Source organism: Streptomyces sp. NPDC005151, from assembly GCF_053599875.1.
The window spans coordinates 1-20,690 of sequence record NZ_JBSFYR010000017.1; the positions used below are offsets into that span (position 1 = coordinate 1).

At 70.5% G+C, this 20,690-nt stretch carries 15 protein-coding genes, 4 tRNA genes and 1 other RNA gene; 12 read left to right on the forward strand and 8 right to left on the reverse strand.

The features are described 5' to 3' along the window. Positions 1–258: 258 nt before the first annotated feature. Positions 259–346, reverse strand: a tRNA-Ser gene (locus tag ACWD6R_RS12320). Between the two features lie 110 nt (positions 347–456). Here ACWD6R_RS12320 and ffs point away from each other — a divergent pair. The 6 genes from ffs to ACWD6R_RS12350 all read left to right on the forward strand — a co-directional run bounded on the left by ffs (position 457) and on the right by ACWD6R_RS12350 (position 9,097). Next, positions 457–551: signal recognition particle sRNA small type (gene ffs / locus ACWD6R_RS12325), an RNA gene on the forward strand. Between the two features lie 116 nt (positions 552–667). Then, a complete protein-coding gene (locus ACWD6R_RS12330) occupies positions 668–2,848 on the forward strand; it encodes a DNA polymerase III subunit gamma and tau (RefSeq protein WP_451818625.1) in 2,181 nt (726 codons plus the stop codon). Positions 2,849–2,929: 81 nt separating this feature from the next. Further along, on the forward strand, positions 2,930–4,180 hold the full coding sequence (gene purD, locus ACWD6R_RS12335) for a phosphoribosylamine--glycine ligase (protein WP_451818626.1): 1,251 nt from the start codon (positions 2,930–2,932) through the stop codon (positions 4,178–4,180). A gap of 485 nt (positions 4,181–4,665) precedes the next feature. Beyond that, a complete protein-coding gene (locus tag ACWD6R_RS12340; protein WP_451818627.1) occupies positions 4,666–6,435 on the forward strand; it encodes a hypothetical protein in 1,770 nt (589 codons plus the stop codon). A gap of 187 nt (positions 6,436–6,622) precedes the next feature. Continuing rightward, positions 6,623–8,086 (forward strand): N,N-dimethylformamidase beta subunit family domain-containing protein, encoded by a 1,464-nt coding sequence (locus ACWD6R_RS12345; RefSeq protein WP_451818628.1) that lies wholly within the window; start codon positions 6,623–6,625, stop codon positions 8,084–8,086. Positions 8,087–8,197: 111 nt separating this feature from the next. Next, a complete protein-coding gene (locus ACWD6R_RS12350; protein ID WP_451818629.1) occupies positions 8,198–9,097 on the forward strand; it encodes a phosphoribosylaminoimidazolesuccinocarboxamide synthase in 900 nt (299 codons plus the stop codon). A 43-nt stretch (positions 9,098–9,140) separates the two neighbouring features. On the opposite strand, the gene ACWD6R_RS12355 is transcribed toward ACWD6R_RS12350, so the two are convergent. The 5 genes from ACWD6R_RS12355 to ACWD6R_RS12375 all read right to left on the reverse strand — a co-directional run bounded on the left by ACWD6R_RS12355 (position 9,141) and on the right by ACWD6R_RS12375 (position 10,808). Then, positions 9,141–9,216: transfer RNA gene (locus ACWD6R_RS12355), tRNA-Gly, on the reverse strand. Between the two features lie 22 nt (positions 9,217–9,238). Continuing rightward, positions 9,239–9,835: a response regulator gene (locus ACWD6R_RS12360; protein WP_451818630.1), complete on the reverse strand. Its 597-nt coding sequence runs from the start codon at positions 9,833–9,835 to the stop codon at positions 9,239–9,241. A gap of 286 nt (positions 9,836–10,121) precedes the next feature. Continuing rightward, positions 10,122–10,194, reverse strand: a tRNA-Gly gene (locus tag ACWD6R_RS12365). A gap of 81 nt (positions 10,195–10,275) precedes the next feature. Beyond that, a tRNA-Gly gene (locus ACWD6R_RS12370) sits at positions 10,276–10,347 on the reverse strand. A 125-nt stretch (positions 10,348–10,472) separates the two neighbouring features. Further along, positions 10,473–10,808, reverse strand: coding sequence for a histone-like nucleoid-structuring protein Lsr2 (locus ACWD6R_RS12375; protein WP_451818631.1), 336 nt, complete (start codon positions 10,806–10,808; stop codon positions 10,473–10,475). Between the two features lie 383 nt (positions 10,809–11,191). Here ACWD6R_RS12375 and purS point away from each other — a divergent pair, with 383 nt between their 5' ends. From purS to purM, 6 genes are all read left to right on the forward strand, one after another. Next, entirely contained in the window at positions 11,192–11,452 is a 261-nt protein-coding gene (gene purS, locus ACWD6R_RS12380; RefSeq protein WP_451818632.1) for a phosphoribosylformylglycinamidine synthase subunit PurS, read from the forward strand. Next, positions 11,449–12,129 carry a phosphoribosylformylglycinamidine synthase subunit PurQ gene (purQ, locus tag ACWD6R_RS12385; RefSeq protein WP_358858228.1) on the forward strand — a complete coding sequence of 227 codons (681 nt, stop codon included), beginning with the start codon at positions 11,449–11,451 and terminating at the stop codon, positions 12,127–12,129. The genes purS and purQ overlap by 4 nt, the downstream gene beginning before the upstream one ends. Further along, positions 12,126–14,375, forward strand: coding sequence for a phosphoribosylformylglycinamidine synthase subunit PurL (purL, locus tag ACWD6R_RS12390; protein ID WP_451818633.1), 2,250 nt, complete (start codon positions 12,126–12,128; stop codon positions 14,373–14,375). The genes purQ and purL overlap by 4 nt, the downstream gene beginning before the upstream one ends. 299 nt (positions 14,376–14,674) lie before the next feature. Then, positions 14,675–15,475: a sterol carrier family protein gene (locus ACWD6R_RS12395; RefSeq protein ID WP_451818634.1), complete on the forward strand. Its 801-nt coding sequence runs from the start codon at positions 14,675–14,677 to the stop codon at positions 15,473–15,475. Between the two features lie 639 nt (positions 15,476–16,114). Next, entirely contained in the window at positions 16,115–17,641 is a 1,527-nt protein-coding gene (purF, locus tag ACWD6R_RS12400; protein ID WP_451818635.1) for an amidophosphoribosyltransferase, read from the forward strand. 60 nt (positions 17,642–17,701) lie between these two features. Beyond that, on the forward strand, positions 17,702–18,775 hold the full coding sequence (purM, locus tag ACWD6R_RS12405) for a phosphoribosylformylglycinamidine cyclo-ligase (RefSeq protein WP_451818636.1): 1,074 nt from the start codon (positions 17,702–17,704) through the stop codon (positions 18,773–18,775). Positions 18,776–18,928: 153 nt separating this feature from the next. Here the strand turns inward: purM and ACWD6R_RS12410 are convergent, their stop codons facing one another. Together ACWD6R_RS12410 and ACWD6R_RS12415 are read right to left on the reverse strand one after the other, a co-directional pair. Continuing rightward, on the reverse strand, positions 18,929–19,186 hold the full coding sequence (locus ACWD6R_RS12410; RefSeq protein ID WP_030929682.1) for a DUF3073 domain-containing protein: 258 nt from the start codon (positions 19,184–19,186) through the stop codon (positions 18,929–18,931). A gap of 326 nt (positions 19,187–19,512) precedes the next feature. Continuing rightward, the gene (locus ACWD6R_RS12415) at positions 19,513–20,595 is read right to left on the reverse strand and encodes a Leu/Phe/Val dehydrogenase (protein ID WP_451818637.1); all 1,083 of its coding nucleotides are present in this window, start codon (positions 20,593–20,595) and stop codon (positions 19,513–19,515) included. Positions 20,596–20,690: the final 95 nt, after the last annotated feature.

Below are 20,690 nucleotides of genomic sequence, written 5' to 3' on the forward strand. Positions count from 1 at the left end.
AAACGCTCGGCTGGGAAACCCCAGCCGAGCGCCTGTCTAAACTGCTCGCAGCCTGATCAACCGACCACGTGTTGCAACGACCCCTCGAATTCGCCGAAAGAAGCTGGGTTCGGCCGGCGGTGGGCACGATGTCGCGGACCGGAGGCAGCCAGGCAGCGGCCAAGGAAAACCCGTCCCTGCCAGCAACTGAGACCACCAACGTCGAAGGGCCCCACCGCAAGCGGTGGGGCCCTTCGACGTATTGCCCGGTGAGAGCAATGGCGGAGGATACGAGATTCGAACTCGTGAGGGGTTGCCCCCAACACGCTTTCCAAGCGTGCGCCCTAGGCCACTAGGCGAATCCTCCGCGGCAAACAATACAAGACGTTGAGGAGTGCTCGCGAACCCGTTCCCCGGAGAGGGGTCGGGAGGGAGGGCGGGTGGACCTGACCGGGTGGGGATCGGCTAAGGTGGGCATCAGCCCCTCACGTGGCGCTATCTGACTGAACTCCCCCAGGGCCGGAAGGCAGCAAGGGTAGGTTGGCTCTGGCGGGTGCGTGGGGGGCCCTTGCGTGTTCGGGCCCGTGGCGTCGATTCCCGCGGCTTCCGAGCCTCCGCGGCCGCTCCTTCCCCGGTGGTGTCCCCGGTCCGGGGCCGGTTGTCAGTCCGCCCCGATAACCTCGTATGTGTGTCGTCCCTTGCGCTGTACCGCCGCTACCGCCCCGAGTCGTTCGCCGAGGTCATTGGGCAGGAGCATGTCACTGACCCGCTGCAGCAGGCCCTGCGGAACAACCGGGTCAATCACGCGTACCTGTTCAGCGGTCCGCGTGGTTGCGGGAAGACGACCAGCGCGCGGATCCTCGCCCGCTGTCTGAACTGTGAGCAGGGCCCCACGCCGACGCCGTGCGGGGAGTGCCAGTCCTGCCGGGACCTGGCGCGCAACGGGCCGGGATCGATCGATGTCATCGAGATCGACGCCGCATCGCACGGTGGCGTGGACGACGCCCGTGATCTGCGGGAGAAGGCGTTCTTCGGGCCCGCGTCGAGTCGTTACAAGATCTACATCATCGACGAGGCGCACATGGTCACCCCGGCGGGGTTCAACGCCCTGCTGAAGGTGGTCGAGGAGCCGCCGGAGCATCTCAAGTTCATCTTCGCGACCACCGAGCCCGAGAAGGTCATCGGCACGATCCGGTCGCGTACGCACCACTACCCGTTCCGCCTCGTACCGCCGGGGACGCTGCGCGAATATCTGGCCGAGGTCTGCGGCAAGGAGAACAGCTTCGTCGAGGACGGCGTCCTGCCGCTGGTCGTGCGGGCCGGCGCCGGTTCCGTGCGTGACTCGATGTCCGTCATGGACCAGCTGCTGGCCGGCGCGGGCGACGACGGTGTGACCTATGCCATGGCGACCTCGCTGCTCGGTTATACGGACGGCTCGCTGCTCGACTCCATCGTGGACGCGTTCGCGGCGGGCGACGGGGCCGCGGCCTTCGAGGCCGTGGACCGGGTGATCGAGGGCGGCAACGACCCGCGGCGCTTCGTCGCCGACCTCCTGGAGCGGCTGCGCGACCTGGTGATCCTGGCCGCCGTGCCGGACGCCGGGGAGAAGGGGCTGATCGACGCACCCGCCGACGTCGTCGAGCGGATGCAGGCCCAGGCGTCCGTCTTCGGCGCCGCAGAGCTGAGCCGCGCCGCCGACCTCGTCAACGAAGGGCTTACGGAGATGCGCGGGGCCACCTCGCCGCGTCTCCAGGTCGAGCTGATCTGCGCCCGGGTGCTGCTGCCCGCTGCCTTCGACGACGAGCGTTCGCTGCAGGCCCGGCTGGACCGGCTGGAGCGCGGTGCTTCGTTCGCGACCGCCGGAGCCGGGCCCGCCATGGGGTACGTACCGGGCCGGGAGGCGGAGGCGCATGCGCCCGTGGCCATGGTTCCGCCGGGCGGCGGCGTCGCTCCGGCGCGGGCCGCGGTGCGGGGGGACGCACCCGAGGCCGCGCCCGTGCCCGCCGCGCCCGCGGCACCGGTCGCGCCTGCGCAGCCAGTGCAGTACGCGGCACCCGCCGCCCCCGCACCGCAGCCGCCCGCCGAGGTTCCCTCCGGCGGTCAGCGTCCCGGGGCCTGGCCCGCCGCGGCCGCGGCGGAGCCGGGGCGCCGTCCCGGTGGCTGGCCGACCGCCTCCGCCCCCGGTCAGGCACCCGCCCCCGTCACGCCTGCGGCCCCCGCCCCCGCTCCCGTGCCCGCCGCCGCGCCCGCACCCGGTGCGGCCGAGCCGAGTCCGGGGATGGCTCAGGGCGCCGCACAGGTGCGGAACATGTGGCCCGACATCCTGGAGGCCGTGAAGAACCGGCGCCGGTTCACCTGGATCCTGCTCAGCCAGAACGCGCAGGTCACCGGGTTCGACGGCACCACCCTGCAGATCGGCTTCCTCAACGCCGGCGCCCGCGACAACTTCACGAGCAGCGGCAGCGAGGACGTGCTGAAGCAGGCACTCGCCGAGCAGTTCAACATGCAGTGGAAGGTCGAGGCGATCGTCGACCCGTCGGGCGGCGCGGGGCAGCCTCCGCAGACCGGCGGCGGCCGGCCCTCCGCCGCAGCCGCACCGCAGCGTCCGGCCGCGCCCGCCCCGCAGCAGTACGAGTCCCGGCCCGCGCCCGCGCCGGCCCCGCACCAGCAGCCGGGCACCGGTCCCGCACCCGCCGCGGCGCCCGCACCCCAGCCGCACCATGCCCCCGAGCCGCCGCGTTCGGTCGCGCCCGAGGACGACACCCCCGAGGCGGACGACCCGGACCTGGTCGACTCCGCCCTCTCCGGCCACGACCTGATCGTCCGGGAGCTGGGCGCCACGGTCGTCGAGGAGTTCACCAACGAGTAGCGGTCCGCAAGCCGCTCCACGGGGTGTCCACGGAGCGGCGCCCGTCAAGGCCCCCGGCCCCCGGCGGCTAGGCTGCACCCCGTGAAGGTCCTCGTCATCGGCGGCGGCGCCCGCGAACACGCCCTGTGCCGCTCTCTCTCCCTCGACCCCGACGTCACCGATCTGTACTGCGCTCCCGGCAACGCCGGCATCGCAGAGGTGGCCGAACTGCACCCGGTCGACGCACTCGACGGCGCCGCCGTCGCGCGCCTCGCCACCGAACTGGGCGCCGAGCTGGTGGTCGTCGGCCCGGAGGCGCCGCTTGTCGCCGGGGTCGCCGACGCCGTCCGCGCCGCAGGCATCCCCTGCTTCGGCCCGTCCGGTGAGGCGGCCCAGCTGGAGGGCTCCAAGGCGTTCGCCAAGGACGTGATGGCCGGGGCCGGTGTCCCCACCGCCCGCAGCTATGTCTGCACCACCCCCGCCGAGATCGACGCGGCCCTCGATGCCTTCGGCGCCCCGTACGTCGTCAAGGACGACGGACTCGCCGCGGGCAAGGGCGTCGTCGTCACGGACGATGTCGAGGCGGCCCGCGCCCACGCGCTGGCCTGCGACCGCGTGGTCATCGAGGAGTTCCTCGACGGCCCCGAGGTGAGCCTCTTCGCGATCACGGACGGCACCACCGTGCTGCCGCTCCAGCCCGCCCAGGACTTCAAGCGGGCCCTCGACAACGACGAGGGCCCGAACACCGGCGGTATGGGCGCCTACTCCCCGCTGCCGTGGGCCGACCCCAAGCTGGTCGACGAGGTCATGCAGTCGGTCCTGCAGCCGACCGTCGACGAGCTCCGCCGCCGTGGCACCCCCTTCTCCGGGCTGCTGTACGCGGGACTCGCGATCACCTCGCGGGGCGTCCGGGTCATCGAGTTCAACGCCCGCTTCGGCGACCCGGAGACCCAGGTGGTCCTGGCCCGGCTGAGGACCCCGCTGGCCGGTGTTCTGCTGGGCTCCGCCAACGGCACCCTGGACGAGCTGCCCCCGCTCAGGTGGCGCGACGCCGCCGCGGTCACCGTGGTCATCGCCTCGCACAACTACCCGGACACCCCGAGGACGGGTGACCCGATCGGCGGCCTCGACGACGTTGCGGCGCAGGACGCTCCGCACGCGTACGTCCTGCACGCCGGGACCAGGCGCGACGGCGACACGATCGTCAGCGCGGGCGGCCGGGTGCTGTCCGTGACCGCGACGGGCGAGGACCTCGCCACCGCCCGGGAGCGCGCCTACACGGCGGCCGCCCGGATCCGGCTCGACGGCTCGCAGTTCCGTACGGACATCGCCCGAAAGGCCGCCGAAGCCTGACCGGCCGGTCCGGTACCTCCATTTCGCCCCCTCAGAGCCTGTCGGGTGACCTCTGATCGGGCGGCCACGCCCTGGCACGCACGCTTCCCGCGTTGCCGAAATGCCCTAGTAGCTCCTTCCCCAAGCTCTCAGCTTCGTTCGAGCAGGGGAGACCCCATCCGAGGGCCTTCCGGCGCCTTGGAATCGTACGCACCAGACCGCGTCCGCTTTCCGATCGAAGGTCACCCGACAGGCTCTCAGGCCTCGGACCCGAGGGGGCGACGTCATGCCCTTGCCCTATGGGTACCGGCGCGTCAGCACCTTTACCCAAAGCCATTCCATCGAGTGACGGCTGGGCTATCCGGATGACGCCCGCCGAGGCCCCAACTAGGGTGCGGCGCAAGCGTTCCGGCACTTGGCCCACCGGCATTGCGATGTCTGTGACGGGTGCCACAGTGGGGGAGTGAGCAATACCGCCGCGGGGGCAGAGGGGGTGACGTCCGGCCGTGTCCGGTACCGGTACTGGTGAGGAGCTGGGCGCGCAGGCTGCGCGCGCCCGAGCTCTCGCCCTGCTGCGCATTCGCAGCAGGGCAACGGCCGCGGCCCTGCTGCCGGCGGCGGTCGCCGTCGTGCTGCTTGTCGCGGGTGCGCAGGGCCGTATCGGCGGTGGCGGCTGGTACGCCGTGCGCTGGGCGGTGACGGCCTGCGCCGTGCTCGTGCTGCTGGGCGCCGTCGCGGTGTCGGTCGCGATCGTGCGGGCGAGACCTGCGGTCAGTCCTACGGTCCCGCTCAGCGAGCAGGCCGCCCCCGATCTCTACCGGCTGGTCCGGGATCTCGCCGACCGGCTCGGCGTCCCCGCGCCGTCGGCCATAGCCCTCACGCCCGACTGCGACAGCTGGCTGGAGGACCGCACCCACCCCGCCGCGCAGCCCGCTGGGGGCTCCGCGGGCCGGCCCGCCGTCTCCGGCGGCCGCCGTCATGGCGTGCAGGCGGCGCCCGTGCTCGTCATCGGTTCGCCGTTCCTGTGGTGGATGCGGGTCGCGGAGCTACGGGCGGTGCTCGCCCCGGTCGTCGCGGGCACGGGCCCCTCCGCCCATCCCGACATAGCCGCCGCCCGCCGTTTCGTACGGGGGCTGGACGGCGCGGTCGCCGACGCGGACACCCCCGTGCCCGGACCGCTCGCGGCGCTGCGCAGGGTGCCCCGCCGCTTCGTCGGCGGGATCGCACGACTGCTGCTCCGCACCTGTCGTGGTCATGCCGCAGCGATGGAGCGGGCCGTCGCCGCCGCCGCGTCCGAGCGTGCACAGGCTGTGGACTACGGGCTGCGGATCGTCGCCCAGGAGCAGGTCGGCCTCGCCTACGCGGGCTGGGACCGGCTGCTCACCCGGGTCGCGCTGCCCGCCTGGCGGATGGGCCGCTGGCCGTCCCGGCTCGACGCCGGCATCGTCTCCGCCCTCACCGAGCTCTCCCGGCGCGACCGGCTCGCCGAGGGCTTCGCCTCCCGGCTCGGTGAGCGCCCCGCCTGCGACCTCCTGGAGGAGCCCGGAGCGGCCGACGAAGCCGCTTCGCTGCTGGCCGCCCGGCTCTTCCACGGCGGCCCGGCGGAGACCGGTCCCGACTGGTCCCCGGTCGACTGGCAGCAGTACCCGGAAGAGGTCGTCGACCGGAAATGGCGCACCGAAGCGGCCCGTCTGCACCGCGTCCTGGACGCACTCGGCGTACGGCATGCACCGGCGGCCGCGGAGGAGGACGGGGCCCACGCGACGCACGGATCGCACGGCGCCGATCCCGTGGATGTCGCCGTGCCCACACTGGCCCGGGTCGTCGAGCATCTGGCCGGCCGGAGCGGCCGCAGCGAGGAGCTCGCCGCCGGGATCAGTGCCGCGGTGGCCCGCGAGGAGGCCGCGGCCCCGCAGCTCCCGCCGGGCCCCCCGGCGGCCGGTGTCTCCGCTGCCTGCACTGCCTCCGGCGGCGATGTCCTGGACTTCTGGGGACCCGACCCGCTGCCGCTCTTCCCGCTCCAGCCGCCCCGTACGGGTGCGGAGCTGCTCGCCGACCATGTTGCGGCGATGGTCTGCTGCGCCGCCGTGGACACGGCAGGTGCGGCGCCCGGCCTGGACTGGCTCGACGGACCCGCGCTGCTGGTCGACGGCGAGCGCCGGGCCGATCTGGGCAGCCCGGTCCTCAGCCTGGTCGAGGACGGCGACGCCGGACCGCTGCGTTCGTGGCTCGCCTCGGTGGGCGTCCGCACCGACAAACCTGTCCGCCTCGTCTGACCCACGGGTGCGCTCCGTACCCGTGGGTCATGGGCTCGTCGGCCCCGCGATCCGGAGGAAAGCGTTCCGTTCACGTCAATTCGCGACGAACGGTGATGGAGTGCATGCGTTATGTGATGTGCTGGGGATCGACGCCGACAGTCAACGCACCACTGTTGTCCCGGCGGACTTGAGGGAGGGGAGCGCCATGGGGACGGAGCAGATTCGCCGATGGGAATCGGGTGCCCTCGCGCATGCCGTCTCCGATCCGTTCGGCCAGGGCCCCCTGCCCTGGCTCCGCGGCAGCGAGAACTACTTCGACGACACCGGCCAGGTCGTCCCCTGGTACGCCGATCCCACCCTGGCCCGCGGCTCCACCGGCGGAGGCACCCGTACCGCCGACGACGTCCACCACCAGATCAAGGGTTTCGCCTCGACCGGCGCCGCGGCCCCCGGTGAGGCGATCGACTTCCACATCACCGTGGACCCGCCGCAGCAGTTCACCGTGGACATCTACCGGATCGGTCACTACGGGGGCGACGGCGCCGCCAAGATCACCACGAGCCCGCGGCTCTCCGGCATCGTCCAGCCTGCCCCGCTCGCCGCCGACCGCACGGTCTCCTGCCACCACTGGTGGCAGTCCTGGCGGCTGCAGATTCCCACCTACTGGTCGATCGGCGCCTACGTCGCCGTGCTCACCACGGTCGACGGCTACCGCTCCCACATCCCGTTCACCGTCCGCGACGATCACCCGGCCGATCTGCTGCTCGTCCTGCCGGACATCACCTGGCAGGCGTACAACCTCTACCCCGAGGACGGCCGCACCGGCGCCAGCCTCTACCACGCGTGGGACGAACAGGGCCGGCTGCTCGGCGAGGAGGACGCGGCGGTCACCGTCTCCTTCGACCGCCCGTACGCGGGCGCCGGGCTGCCCCTCCACGTCGGTCATGCCTACGACTTCATCCGCTGGGCCGAGCGGTACGGCTATGACATCGGGTACGCCGACACCCGCGATCTGCACGCCGGCCGGATCGACGCCGACCGATACCGGGGCCTGGTCTTCCCGGGCCACGACGAGTACTGGTCGGTCCCGATGCGCCGCACCGTGGAGGCGGCGCGCGACGGCGGCACCTCGCTCGTCTTCCTCTCCGCCAACACCATGTACTGGCAGGTCAGCCTCTCCCCGTCACCGTCCGGTGTCCCGGACCGGCTGCTCACCTGCCGCAAACGCCGCGGCCCGGGCAGGCCCGCACTCTGGCGCGAGGTCGACCGGGCCGAGCAGCAGCTCCTCGGCATCCAGTACGCGGGCCGGGTTCCCGACCCCCACCCCCTGGTCGTACGGAACGCGGAGCACTGGCTCTGGGACGCGACCGGGGCGGACGAGGGCGACGAGATCGACGGACTGGTCGCCGGCGAGGCCGACCGCTACTTCCCGCGCACCGCCCTCCCGGGGCACGACAGCCGCATTCTGCTCGCCCACTCCCCGTACCAGGACAGCGAAGGCGCGACGCGCCACCAGGAGACGTCCCTCTACCGCGCCCCGTCCGGCGCCCTCGTCTTCGCCTCCGGCACCTTCGCCTGGTCCCCGGCCCTGGACCGCCCCGGCCATGTGGACACCCGTATCCAGCGCGCCACTGCCAATCTCCTCGACCGCATCTGCAAACGCGACTGAGAAGGGCCGTCCGGAGTCACCTGCGGGTGGTCCTCAACCCCCCGCTCCACCCCATCCCACCGGATACGGGAGAATCGGAACGACTCCTGGATCAACCTACGCGGAGGCAGCGTGTCCGGATTTGTAGAAAAGCCCGAGCCGGTGGTGGTCCCCGGACTCACCCACCTCCACACCGGCAAGGTGCGCGAGCTGTACCGGAACGAGGCGGGCGACCTCGTCATGGTCGCCAGCGACCGTATGTCCGCGTACGACTGGGTCCTGCCCACCGAGATCCCCGACAAGGGCCGCGTCCTCACCCAGCTCTCGCTGTGGTGGTTCGACCAGCTCTCCGATCTCGTCCCGAACCATGTTTTGTCCACGGAGCTCCCCGCCGGAGCCCCCGCCGACTGGGCCGGGCGGACGCTGATCTGCACGTCGTTGCGGATGGTCCCCGTCGAGTGCGTCGCCCGCGGCTATCTCACCGGCTCGGGCCTCGTCGAGTACAACGAGTCCCGTACGGTCTGCGGACTCGTCCTCCCCGAGGGGCTTGTCGACGGATCCGAACTCCCGGCACCGATCTTCACTCCCGCCACCAAGGCGGCCGTCGGTGACCACGACGAGAACGTGTCGTACGAGGAAGTGGCCCGCGAGGTAGGTGCGGAGACCGCGGCCCTGCTGCGCCGCACCACCCTCGACGTCTACGCCCGGGCCCGCGACATCGCCCGCGAGCGCGGCATCGTCCTCGCCGACACCAAGTTCGAGTTCGGCTTCGACGGTGAGGACCTGATCATCGCCGACGAGGTGCTGACCCCGGACTCGTCCCGCTTCTGGCCGGCCGCTGCCTGGGAGCCGGGCAAGGCGCAGCCCTCGTACGACAAGCAGTTCGTGCGCGACTGGCTGACCTCGCCGGCCTCCGGCTGGGACCGGAAGAGCGAGCAGCCGCCCCCGGCGCTGCCGCAGGAGATCGTCGACGCGACCCGGGCGAAGTACCTGGAGGCGTACGAACTCCTCACCGGCCGCACCTGGCAGTAGGACATGAAGAAGGCCCCGGTCACAGGACCGGGGCCTTCTTCTGTGGAGCGAACGACGAGGTTCGAACTCGCGACCTCAACCTTGGCAAGGTTGCGCTCTACCAGCTGAGCTACGTTCGCATGCGCCGAAGCGCGATGCCTACTATACCCATCCGCGCTCCCGCGCGAGACGCACCGCCGCATGACGGTTCTCCGCGCCGAGCTTCGAAGCGGCCGCGGAGAGGTAATTCCGTACGGTTCCCTGCGACGGCGACGCCCGCTCCGCGATTTCCGCGACCGGCGCCCCGTCCGCCGCCGGTTCCAGCACCTCGGCCTCGCACACCGTCAGCGGCGAGTCCCCGGCGGAGATCGCGTCGGCCGCCAACTCCTGGTCCACATAGCGGTTTCCGGCGTGGACGGTACGGATGATTCCGGCCGGCTGCCGGGCGCTGACCGCCTTCGGGACGAACGCCCACACGCCCGCCGCGAGCGCCCGTTTCAGATGTCCGGGGCGGCCATGACTCGTCACGATCATGGTCCGGCAGCCGGGCAGTTCAGCCCGTAGTGATGTGGCCACACTCACACCGTCCGTACGCGGCATCTCCGGATCGAGGACCGCGACATCGGGGTGGTGGGCGCGCGCCATGGCGAGCGCCTCCGGACCGGTCGCCGCCTCCGCGACCACGACGAGGTCGTCCTCCAGCGCGAGCAGCGCGGCCGGCGCGCCCGGGACCAGATGCTCGTCGTCGGCGAGCGGCATGGGGCGCCGCCTCCCGTACGACCCAGCCGAGCGCCGACTGCGCCGGCGCGGGCAGGCCCGCACCGGCGACCCCCTCGATGCCGCACTCGAAGATCTCGCCGCGCGCCACGGAGAAGGAGATGCCGCGTTCATCGCCGGTCATGTCCTCAGACTTCCGCCGGATCACGGCGGGGAGCAGTGCGAGCTGTCACCACTGCCCATGACAAACGTCATGCGGGGTCGGGGGTGACGGGTGCCGGAATACGACGAAGGCCCCGGTCGATATCGACCAGGGCCTTCGATCAAGAGCGGACGACGAGATTCGAACTCGCGACCCTCACCTTGGCAAGGTGATGCTCTACCAACTGAGCCACGTCCGCATTGCTGCCGCTCAGCTTTCACTGGGCGGTGCGAACACCACTCTACCCGACCCACCGGAGTGGTTGTTAAGAGCGATGCAGAGCGGGTGACAGGAATTGCACACTGCGCCTTCCCCCTGGAAGGGGGATGTTCTGCTACTGAACTACACCCGCACGCTGCTTGAGGCCCGGCCCCTCGGCCTTGCCCCTCGGCGTGCTCCAGACTCTAGCCGACCTGATGGGGTGTCGCGCAAGTCGGTGCCTCGGGGTGTCGCCGCGGGGCCTGTGCCGGGTGTCGTTCAACTGGCCTCGCGGAACGCCTCGTAGACCTTCTTGGGGATCCGGCCGCGGGCCGGCACCTCCATCCGGTGCGAGCGGGCCCAGGCGCGTACGGCCGCCGGGTCGGGCGCCAGTGAGATGTGCCGGTACGAGACGGGAGTCTTGCCGCGCTTGCCGGCATTTGTCTGCTTGCGGCCGGCCGCCACGTACGGCGCGAGGACCTTGCGCAGTTTCTTTGCATTGGACGGATTCAGGTCGATCTCGTACGACTTCCCGTCCAGGGCGAAGGTGACCGTTTCCGCCGCTGCTCCCCCGTCGATGTCGTCGGAGAGCGTGACCACTACGCGCTGAGCCACGGATATCGGTCCTTTCCTACGGCATCGGCGCGTCTGGCATGCGCCGATGACCGGCCTTCCGGCTGCTGGGCGGATGCGGGTCGACCGGTGTCGACTGGTTAGGGGCAATCCTGCTTTCCCCGGTAATCATTTGTACAGCGACAGGCACCGCATTGTGAAGCCCAGCCAATTGCCTCCGCGTGTCCACCTTCTATGTATGTGCCGTGAGGATTTCTCTTCGCGGGACTTTTCCTGCCTGTTGTCGCGGCCGATATCTCCACGTGATCAAGCCTGTGTGATATCTACCCGCGTAGAATTTTTGGCCGGGTAGGCTGAGGGGACCTGCGGGGGTCTGGGGAGCCCCCCGGAGAAACAGCCGCACCACACCACCACCGGGAGTGCCAGTGGCACGCGTCGTAGTCGACGTCATGCTCAAGCCGGAGATCCTCGACCCGCAGGGACAGGCGGTGCAGCGTGCACTGCCCCGTCTCGGCTTCGAGGGAATCGCGGACGTACGTCAGGGAAAGCGTTTCGAGCTGGAGGTCGAGGGGCCGGTCGATCATGCCGCTCTCGGCCGCATTCACGAGATGGCCGAGACGTTCCTCGCCAACACCGTCATCGAGGACTTCACCGTGACGGTGGAGAAGGCCGAGGAGCCGAAGTGACTGCTCGTATCGGAGTCGTCACCTTTCCGGGCACGCTCGACGACCAGGACAGCCTGAGGGCCGTACGGGTCGCGGGCGCCGAACCCGTATCGCTGTGGCACCGCGACAAGGACCTGCACCAGGTCGACGCGGTCATCCTGGCGGGCGGCTTCTCCTACGGCGACTATCTGCGGGCCGGGGCCATCTCCCGGTTCTCGCCGGTCATGGAGACCGTCATCGAGCAGGCCAGGGCGGGGATGCCGGTCCTCGGCATCTGCAATGGCTTCCAGATCCTGACCGAGGCGCACCTGCTGCCCGGCGCGATGCTGCGCAACAACCACCTGCACTTCATCTGCCGCGACCAGAAGCTCCGCGTCGAGAACGCGGAGACCGCCTGGACCTCGGACTACTCCGCGGGCCAGGAGATCTCCGTACCGCTCAAGAACATGGACGGGCGTTACGTCGCCGATGAGCGCGTCCTCGACGAGCTGGAGGCGGAGGGCCGCGTCGCCTTCCGCTACCTGGACGTGAACCCCAACGGATCGCTCCGCGACATCGCCGGCATCACCAACGCCGCGGGCAATGTCGTCGGTCTGATGCCGCACCCGGAGCACGCCGTCGAGCCGCTGATCGGAACCGGTCGCACCGACGGTCTCGGTTTCTTCACCTCGATCATCAAGAAGCTGGTCAACGCATGAGCCTGGATACGGTCAAGCACGCGGCCGAGACCCCGGACGTCGAGCAGCCCTGGAAGGAGCTCGGCCTCAAGGAGGACGAGTACGCCCGGATCCGCGAGATCCTGGGCCGCCGTCCCACCGGCGCCGAGCTCGCCATGTACTCCGTGATGTGGTCCGAGCACTGCTCGTACAAGAGCAGCAAGGTCCACCTCAAGCAGTTCGGCGAGAAGGTCCCCGTCAACGACGCGATGCTCGTCGGCATCGGCGAGAACGCCGGTGTGGTCGACGTCGGTCAGGGTTACGCGGTCACCTTCAAGGTCGAGTCGCACAACCACCCCTCGTACATCGAGCCCTACCAGGGCGCGGCCACCGGCATCGGCGGCATCGTCCGCGACATCCTCGCCATGGGTGCCCGTCCGGTCGCGGTCGTCGACCCGCTGCGGTTCGGCGCGGCCGACCACCCCGACACCAAGCGGGTCCTCCCGGGTGTCGTCGCGGGCATCGGCGGGTACGGCAACTGCCTGGGGCTGCCCAACATCGGCGGCGAGGTCGTCTTCGACGCCTGCTACCAGGGCAACCCGCTCGTCAACGCCGGCTGCATCGGTGTGATGAAGCACGAGGACATCCACCTGGCCCAGGCCTCCGGCCCCGGCAACAAGGTGATCCTGTACGGCGCCCGCACCGGCGGCGACGGCATCGGCGGCGTCTCGGTCCTGGCCTCGGAGACCTTCGAGTCGACCGGTCCGGCGAAGCGCCCGGCCGTCCAGGTCGGCGACCCGTTCCAGGAGAAGCTCCTCATCGAGTGCACCCTGGAGATCTTCGGCGAGAAGCTCGTCGCGGGCATCCAGGACCTCGGCGGCGCGGGTCTCTCCTGTGCCACTTCGGAGCTGGCCTCCGCCGGTTCCGGCGGCATGCGCGTCGAGCTGGACACCGTTCCGCTGCGTGACTCCTCCCTCTCGCCCGAGGAAATCCTCATGAGCGAGTCGCAGGAGCGCATGTGCGCGATCGTCGAGCCGCAGCACGTGGACCGCTTCCTGGAGATCTGCGAGAAGTGGGATGTCATCGCCACCGTCATCGGTGAGGTGACCGAGGGCTCGCAGCTGGAGATCTTCTGGCACGGCGAGCAGATCGTCGACGTGCCGCCGCGGTCCGTCGCCCACGAGGGCCCGACGTACCACCGCCCGTTCGCCCGCCCGTCCTGGCAGGACGCGCTGCAGGCCGACGACGCGAACAAGCTCGCCCGCCCGGCGAACGCCGCCGAGCTGCGCGAGCAGGTGCTGAAGCTGGTCGCCTCCCCGAACCAGGCCTCGAAGGCATGGATCACGGACCAGTACGACCGGTTCGTGCAGGGCAACACCGTGCTCGCGATGCCCGAGGACGCCGGCATGGTCCGGATCGACGAGAAGTCGAACCTGGGCGTGGCCATGGCGACCGACGGCAACGGCCGGTACACGAAGCTCGACCCGTACACGGGTGCGCAGCTCGCGCTGGCGGAGGCGTACCGCAATGTCGCCACCTCCGGCGCCAAGCCGCTCGCCATCTCGGACTGCCTGAACTTCGGTTCGCCCGAGGACCCGGACGTCATGTGGCAGTTCGCCGAGGCCACCCGCGGTCTGGCGGACGGCTGCCTGGAGCTCGGCACCCCGGTCACCGGCGGCAATGTGTCGCTGTACAACCAGACCGGTGAGACGGCGATCCACCCGACGCCGGTCGTGGCCGTGCTCGGTGTGATCGACGACGTGACGCGGCGTACGCCGGTCGCCTTCAAGGAAGAGGGCCAGCTCCTCTACCTGCTCGGTGACACGCGTGAGGAGTTCGGCGGCTCGGCCTGGTCCGAGGTCGTCCACAACCACCTCGGCGGGCTGCCGCCCAAGGTCGACCTGGGCCGCGAGAAGCTGCTCGGCGAGATCCTGATCTCGGCGTCCCGCGACGGCATGGTCGACGCGGCGCACGACCTCTCCGACGGCGGCCTGATCCAGGCGGTCACCGAGTCCTGCCTCCGCGGCGGGAAGGGTGCCCGGCTGGTCGTGCCGGACGGTCTGGACGCGTTCACGTTCCTCTTCTCCGAGTCTGCGGGCCGCGCGGTCGTCTCGATTCCGCGCAGCGAGGAGCTCCGCTTCAACGACATGTGCGGGGCGCGGGGTCTGCCCGTCACCCGGATCGGTGTCGTGGACGGCGAGGAGATCGAGGTCCAGGGGGAGTTCAGCATCCCGCTGAGCGAGCTCCGCACGGCCCACGAGGCGACGATCCCCGGTCTGCTCGCCTGAGCCGGACGCGCTGTTCCACTGCGTGACGTCTGAGAGCCTGTCGGGTGACCTTCGATCGGAAAGCGGATGCGGTCTGGTGCGTGCGATTCCAAGGCGCCGGAAGGCCCTCGGATGGGGTCTCCCCTGCTCGAACGAAGCTGAGAGCTTGGGGAAGGAGCTACTAGGGCGTTTCGGCAACGCGGGAAGCGTGCGTGCCAGGGCGTGGCCGCCCGATCAGAGGTCACCCGACAGGCTCTGAGCCCCCGCCCGGTCCGCCGGGCGGGGGCTTCGTCATGGGGACACCCCGTAGGCTCGCTCCCATGCCGCCGTCCCAGAAGCGCGCCCGCCGCTACGACCTCACCCGGACCCGCACCGCCGTACAGGCACAGTTCGCCCATGTCCGGTCAGCGGTCAGCACGCTGACGCCCGATCAGCTCGCCCTGCCGACCCGGCTCGGGGAGTGGACGGTGCGGGAGCTGGCCGCCCATCTGACCATGGCGGTCTCGAACGTCTGCCGGAACCTGGAGCTGCCCGAGCCGCCCGGCGACAAGCCCGAGGTCTCCCTGCTGGAGTGGCCGTTCTCGACCGCGGGGCGGGCCGGCCGGATCGCCGACGACACCAGGGCGCTCGCCGCGGACCGTCCCGACCTCGACGCGTTGTACGCGGAGGTCGCCGACCGGTTCGACGCGGTGGTGCCGGGCGTGGGCGAGGACCGGCTGCTGCCGACCCGGGTCGGTGTGATGCGGCTGGGTGACTTCCTCGTCACCCGCACCGTCGAACTCGTCGTGCACACGGACGACCTGAGCGCGGCGACCGGTCTCGACATCCCGTACGACCGGCAGGCACTCGCCGCCTGCACCCGGCTGCTCGCCGACGCCCTCGCGGAGAAGGCGCCCGGCGGCTCGGTGGAGGTGCGCGTTCCGCCGTTCGCCGTCGTCCAGTGCGTCCCGGGCCCGAAGCACACGCGCGGTACGCCGCCCAACGTCGTCGAGACCGATCCGCTGACCTGGATCCGGCTCGCGACCGGGCGTACGCAATGGCGGGCGGCGCTCGATGCGGCAGAGGTCAGTGCCGGCGGCGAGCGGGCCGATCTCGGCGAGCTGCTGCCGCTGCTCCGCTGAGGGGAACCGGACCGGCCCTTCGTACCGTCACATGGCCATGCTCAGACAACGTATGGCTGTCAGCGCCGGTGTCTTGCCCCGGTAGTACTTCCAGTCGCCGCGCCGCAGCGCCCGCTCCCGTGACCGAGCGGTCACCGAGGGGCTGCATGGGCCAGGAGCCTGCCAAGGCGGCATGCGCCGGTCTCGCACTCCGGACGCCGGGGCCAGGCGCACCGGGGACCCCGCGCGCGCGGCGCACCAGCGGCGCGCGCACAGCGGACCCGACGGTGACACCGCCGGTGCAGAGAAGCCGCATACCGACCTCGGCGGCCCGCGCCCGGTGTGAGGCTCGCCACGAAACGAGCGTTCGGCCAGCGCCTCCGGCGTCCCGTCGGCGGACTCACCGAGCGCCGTCACCGGGCCCGGCACCCCCGGGGACACCCCCTGGCTTGAAGTAGCCGGTATCCCGCCGGTAGGCCGGGCCTCAGACGCCCTGTGGCGGATCCTGCCCCGCCTCCGCCCCCCACCGGCAGCCGAATTCGGTCACTGCCCGTGACCGCGCACGCGGCCTCCGGAACTGCGCTTCGGGCCTCTTCCCCGGTGTTCCGACGGGGTATCCCCAATTCGGACCAGTGGTCGATCTCGCCTACACTCGGTGGTGTGCCTCGTGGTGATGGACGACTCAACCACGACCTGCTCCCCGGAGAAAAGGGCCCCCAGGACGCTTGCGGCGTCTTCGGTGTCTGGGCTCCGGGCGAAGAGGTCGCCAAGCTCACCTATTTCGGACTGTATGCCCTGCAGCACCGTGGACAGGAGTCCGCGGGCATCGCAGTGAGCAACGGGTCCCAGATCCTGGTCTTCAAGGACATGGGACTGGTCTCGCAGGTCTTCGACGAAACGTCTCTGGGATCTCTCCAGGGCCATATCGCGGTCGGTCATGCCCGCTACTCCACCACCGGTGCCTCGGTGTGGGAGAACGCGCAGCCGACGTTCCGTGCGACCGCGCACGGCTCGATCGCCCTGGGTCACAACGGCAATCTGGTCAATACAGCCCAGCTCGCCGAGATGGTTGCCGACCTTCCCCGTAAGGACGGCCGCGCCACCCAGGTCGCCGCGACGAACGACACCGATCTGGTGACCGCTCTGCTCGCCGGCCAGACCGACGACGACGGCAAGCCGCTCACCATCGAGGAGGCCGCCGCCGCGGTGCTTCCCGAGGTGAAGGGCGCCTTCTCGCTCGTCTTCATGGATGAGCACACCCTCTACGCAGCCCGTGACCCGCAGGGCATCCGCCCGCTGGTCCTCGGCCGGCTGGAGCGTGGCTGGGTGGTGGCCTCCGAGTCTGCCGCCCTCGACATCTGCGGTGCCAGCTTCGTCCGCGAGATCGAGCCGGGCGAGCTCGTCGCCATCGACGAGAACGGCCTGCGCACCTCGCGCTTCGCGGAAGCGAAGCCCAAGGGCTGTATCTTCGAGTACGTCTATCTGGCCCGCCCCGACACCGACATCGCCGGGCGCAACGTGTATCTCTCCCGCGTGGAGATGGGCCGCAGGCTGGCCGCCGAGGCCCCGGTCGAGGCCGACCTGGTCATAGCGACTCCGGAGTCCGGCACGCCCGCCGCCATCGGCTACGCGGAAGCCAGCGGCATCCCGTTCGGCGCCGGTCTGGTCAAGAACGCGTACGTCGGCCGGACCTTCATCCAGCCCTCCCAGACCATTCGTCAGCTGGGCATCCGCCTCAAGCTGAACCCGCTCAAGGAAGTCATCAAGGGCAAGCGCCTGGTGGTCGTCGACGACTCGATCGTCCGCGGCAACACCCAGCGCGCACTGGTCCGGATGCTCCGCGAGGCCGGTGCCGCCGAGATCCACATCCGGATCTCGTCCCCGCCGGTGAAGTGGCCCTGCTTCTTCGGCATCGACTTCGCGACCCGCGCGGAGCTGATCGCCAACGGCATGACGGTCGACGAGATCTCCACGTCGATGGGGGCCGACTCGCTCGCGTACATCTCGCTCGACGCGATGGTCGAGGCGACCACGATCGCCAAGCCGAACCTGTGCCGCGCCTGCTTCGACGGTGAGTACCCGATGGAGCTCCCGGACCCGGAGCTGCTCGGCAAGCAGCTGCTGGAGACCGAGCTGGCGGCAGGCCCTGCGGCGACCGCCGCGGCCGACGCACTGCGTCGTCCGTGACCGGCCACGCACACCAGCCCTGCCACCAGCCCCGTATTTCCACACGAAAGATCCCAGGCAATGTCTGAGACAACAGGTGCTTCCTACGCGGCAGCGGGCGTCGACATCGAGGCCGGCGACCGTGCCGTCGAGCTGATGAAGGAGTGGGTGAAGAAGACGCAGCGCCCAGAGGTCGCGGGCCTTGGCGGCCTGGGCGGATTCGCCGGCCTCTTCGACGCCTCGGCCCTCAAGCGCTACGAGCGTCCGCTGCTCGCCTCCGCCACCGACGGTGTCGGCACGAAGGTCGACCTCGCCCGCAAGATGGGCGTGTACGACACCATCGGCCACGACCTCGTCGGCATGGTCGTCGACGACCTGGTCGTCTGCGGCGCCGAGCCGCTCTTCATGACCGACTACATCTGCGTCGGCAAAGTGCACCCCGAGCGTGTCGCGTCCATCGTGAAGGGCATCGCCGAAGGCTGCGTGCTGGCCGGCTGCGCCCTGATCGGCGGCGAGACCGCCGAACACCCGGGCCTCCTCGGCCCCGACGACTTCGATGTCGCGGGCGCCGGTACGGGCGTGGTCGAGGCCGACCGGCTGCTCGGCCCGGACCGTATCCGTAAGGGTGACGCGGTCATCGCGATGGCGTCGTCCGGTCTTCACTCCAACGGGTACTCGCTCGTCCGCCACGTCTTCTTCGACCGGGCCGGCTGGGCCCTGGACCGCGACGTCGAAGAGTTCGGACGCACGCTCGGCGAGGAGCTCCTGGAGCCCACCAGGATCTACTCGCTGGACTGCCTGGCGCTGACCCGTACGACCGAGGTGCACGGCTTCAGCCACGTCACCGGCGGCGGTCTCGCCAACAACCTGGCCCGGGTCATCCCGGACGCCCTGCACGCCACCGTCGACCGCTCCACGTGGACGCCCGGCGCGGTCTTCGACCTGGTCGGCAAGGCCGGTCAGGTCGAGCAGCTGGAGCTGGAGAAGACGCTCAACATGGGCGTCGGCATGATCGCGATCGTCCCGGCGGAATCCGTGGATGCCGCTCTGACGACGCTGGCCGACCGCGGGGTCGACTCCTGGGTGGCCGGCGAGATCACGGACCGCGGTACGCACGGCTCGGGTGCCGAGCTGGTCGGCGCGTACGCGCGGTAGGACACGCGGCGGGGGCAGGGCGCACCGGTACCGTCCGGCGAGCGTCCTGCCCTTGGTCGAAGGGCAGGATCACGCTGCCGATCGGGACCCGAAAAGCGCAACACAGAACCCGGTCCGGGCAGGCCCGGACCGGGTTGATGTGTCAGCGCGAGGTCAAGCGCCGCGGCGCTGTGACGACGGACCGGACTGGTCGTCCTCGTCCTCGTCCTCGTCATCGTTGTACAGATCCGCGTACTGTGCGTACGGGTCATCTTCCTCGTCGTCGTCCTCGAACGGCTCTGCGTTCGGTGGTTGACTCGAAGGCGATGCGCCCAGCTCATTGGCCAGACGCGACAGGTCAGTCCCGCCGCTGCTGTACTTCAGCTGGCGGGCGACCTTTGTCTGCTTGGCCTTTGCCCGGCCGCGCCCCATGGCTCGACCCCCTCGGTGACGGGGCTCGACGGCCCCAGAGTCTTGACACGCGTTCATGTTTCAGGACGGACTCTCGGCAGAGAGACCGTGCCCGTAGGGCTTTAACGGTACCTGCTTCCGTGGCCATACGGTACGCCGCCCGCATCACACGCCCCGGAACAGGACCAACGAGAAGCCCCGTCCTCGCTGGTCAACTGCGATTTTAACCTCTTCTCGGCATGCGACCCGCCGACCGGCGTGAGTCTTGTCTCGCCGGTCGACGGGGCAGCGGTCCGAGGAACGGCCGCGACGCCCGGTGAGGCGCCGCAACCGTCGGTGACGAGCGGTCAGGCGCGCCGCGCCTCGGCCATCCGCTGCTCGGCGATCCGGTCGGCCGCCGCGGCCGGCGGAATGCCGTCTTCCTTCGCACGTGCGAATATTGCCAGCGTGGTGTCGAAGATTTTTGACGCCTTCGCCTTGCACCGGTCGAAGTCGAAGCCGTGCAGCTCGTCGGCGACCTGGATGACGCCGCCCGCGTTCACCACGTAGTCGGGGGCGTACAGGATCGAACGGTCCGCGAGGTCCTTCTCGACGCCCGGGTGCGCCAGCTGGTTGTTGGCCGCGCCGCACACCACCTTGGCCGTGAGCACCGGGACGGTCTCGTCGTTCAGCGCACCGCCGAGCGCGCACGGGGCGTAGATGTCGAGACCTTCGGTACGGATCAGCGCGGCGGTGTCCGCGGCGACGGCGACCTCGGGGTGGAGATCGGTGATCCGGCGTACCGATTCCTCCCGGACGTCCGTGACCACGACCTCGGCGCCGTCCGACAGCAGATGTTCGACGAGGTGGTGGCCGACCTTGCCGACGCCCGCGACCGCCACTTTTCGGCCACGCAGCGTCGGGTCGCCCCAGAGGTGCTGGGCCGAGGCCCGCATGCCCTGGAAGACACCGAACGCGGTGAGGACGGACGAGTCGCCGGCGCCGCCGTTCTCCGGGGAGCGGCCGGTGGTCCACCGGCATTCGCGGGCGACGATGTCCATGTCGGCGACGTACGTGCCGACGTCGCAGGCGGTCACGTAGCGCCCGCCGAGCGAGGCCACGGCCCGGCCGTAGGCCAGCAGCAGTTCCTCGGTCTTGATCTTCTCGGGGTCGCCGATGATGACGGCCTTGCCACCGCCGTGGTCGAGACCGGCCATGGCGTTCTTGTACGACATGCCGCGCGCCAGGTTCAGCGCATCCGCGACGGCCTCCTCCTCGGAGGCGTACGGATAGAAGCGGGTGCCGCCGAGGGCCGGGCCCAGGGCGGTGGAGTGGATGGCGATGACGGCCTTGAGGCCGCTGGCACGGTCCTGGCAGAGCACGACTTGCTCGTGTCCCCCCTGATCCGAGTGGAACAGGGTGTGCAGGACGCCGTCGGTCACATCGGTCACGGTGGTGACTCCCAAGTACGAAGCGGCGGAAGGCCCTCCTGAAGGTGGGGAGGGCCCCGGACCGACCGGCACGGACGGTCCGACTGGGCACGAGC

Excerpts from the sequence above, each read along its gene's own strand:
- purL (WP_451818633.1), top strand. The coding sequence starts at position 12,126 with ATGAGCCTGGATACGGTCAAGCACGCGGCCGAGACCCCGGACGTCGAG.
- ACWD6R_RS12410 (WP_030929682.1), bottom strand. The coding sequence starts at position 19,186 with ATGGGGCGCGGCCGGGCAAAGGCCAAGCAGACAAAGGTCGCCCGCCAG.
- purM (WP_451818636.1), top strand. The coding sequence starts at position 17,702 with ATGTCTGAGACAACAGGTGCTTCCTACGCGGCAGCGGGCGTCGACATC.
- ACWD6R_RS12345 (WP_451818628.1), top strand. The coding sequence starts at position 6,623 with ATGGGGACGGAGCAGATTCGCCGATGGGAATCGGGTGCCCTCGCGCAT.
- ACWD6R_RS12395 (WP_451818634.1), top strand. The coding sequence starts at position 14,675 with ATGCCGCCGTCCCAGAAGCGCGCCCGCCGCTACGACCTCACCCGGACC.
- ACWD6R_RS12360 (WP_451818630.1), bottom strand. The coding sequence starts at position 9,835 with ATGCCGCTCGCCGACGACGAGCATCTGGTCCCGGGCGCGCCGGCCGCG.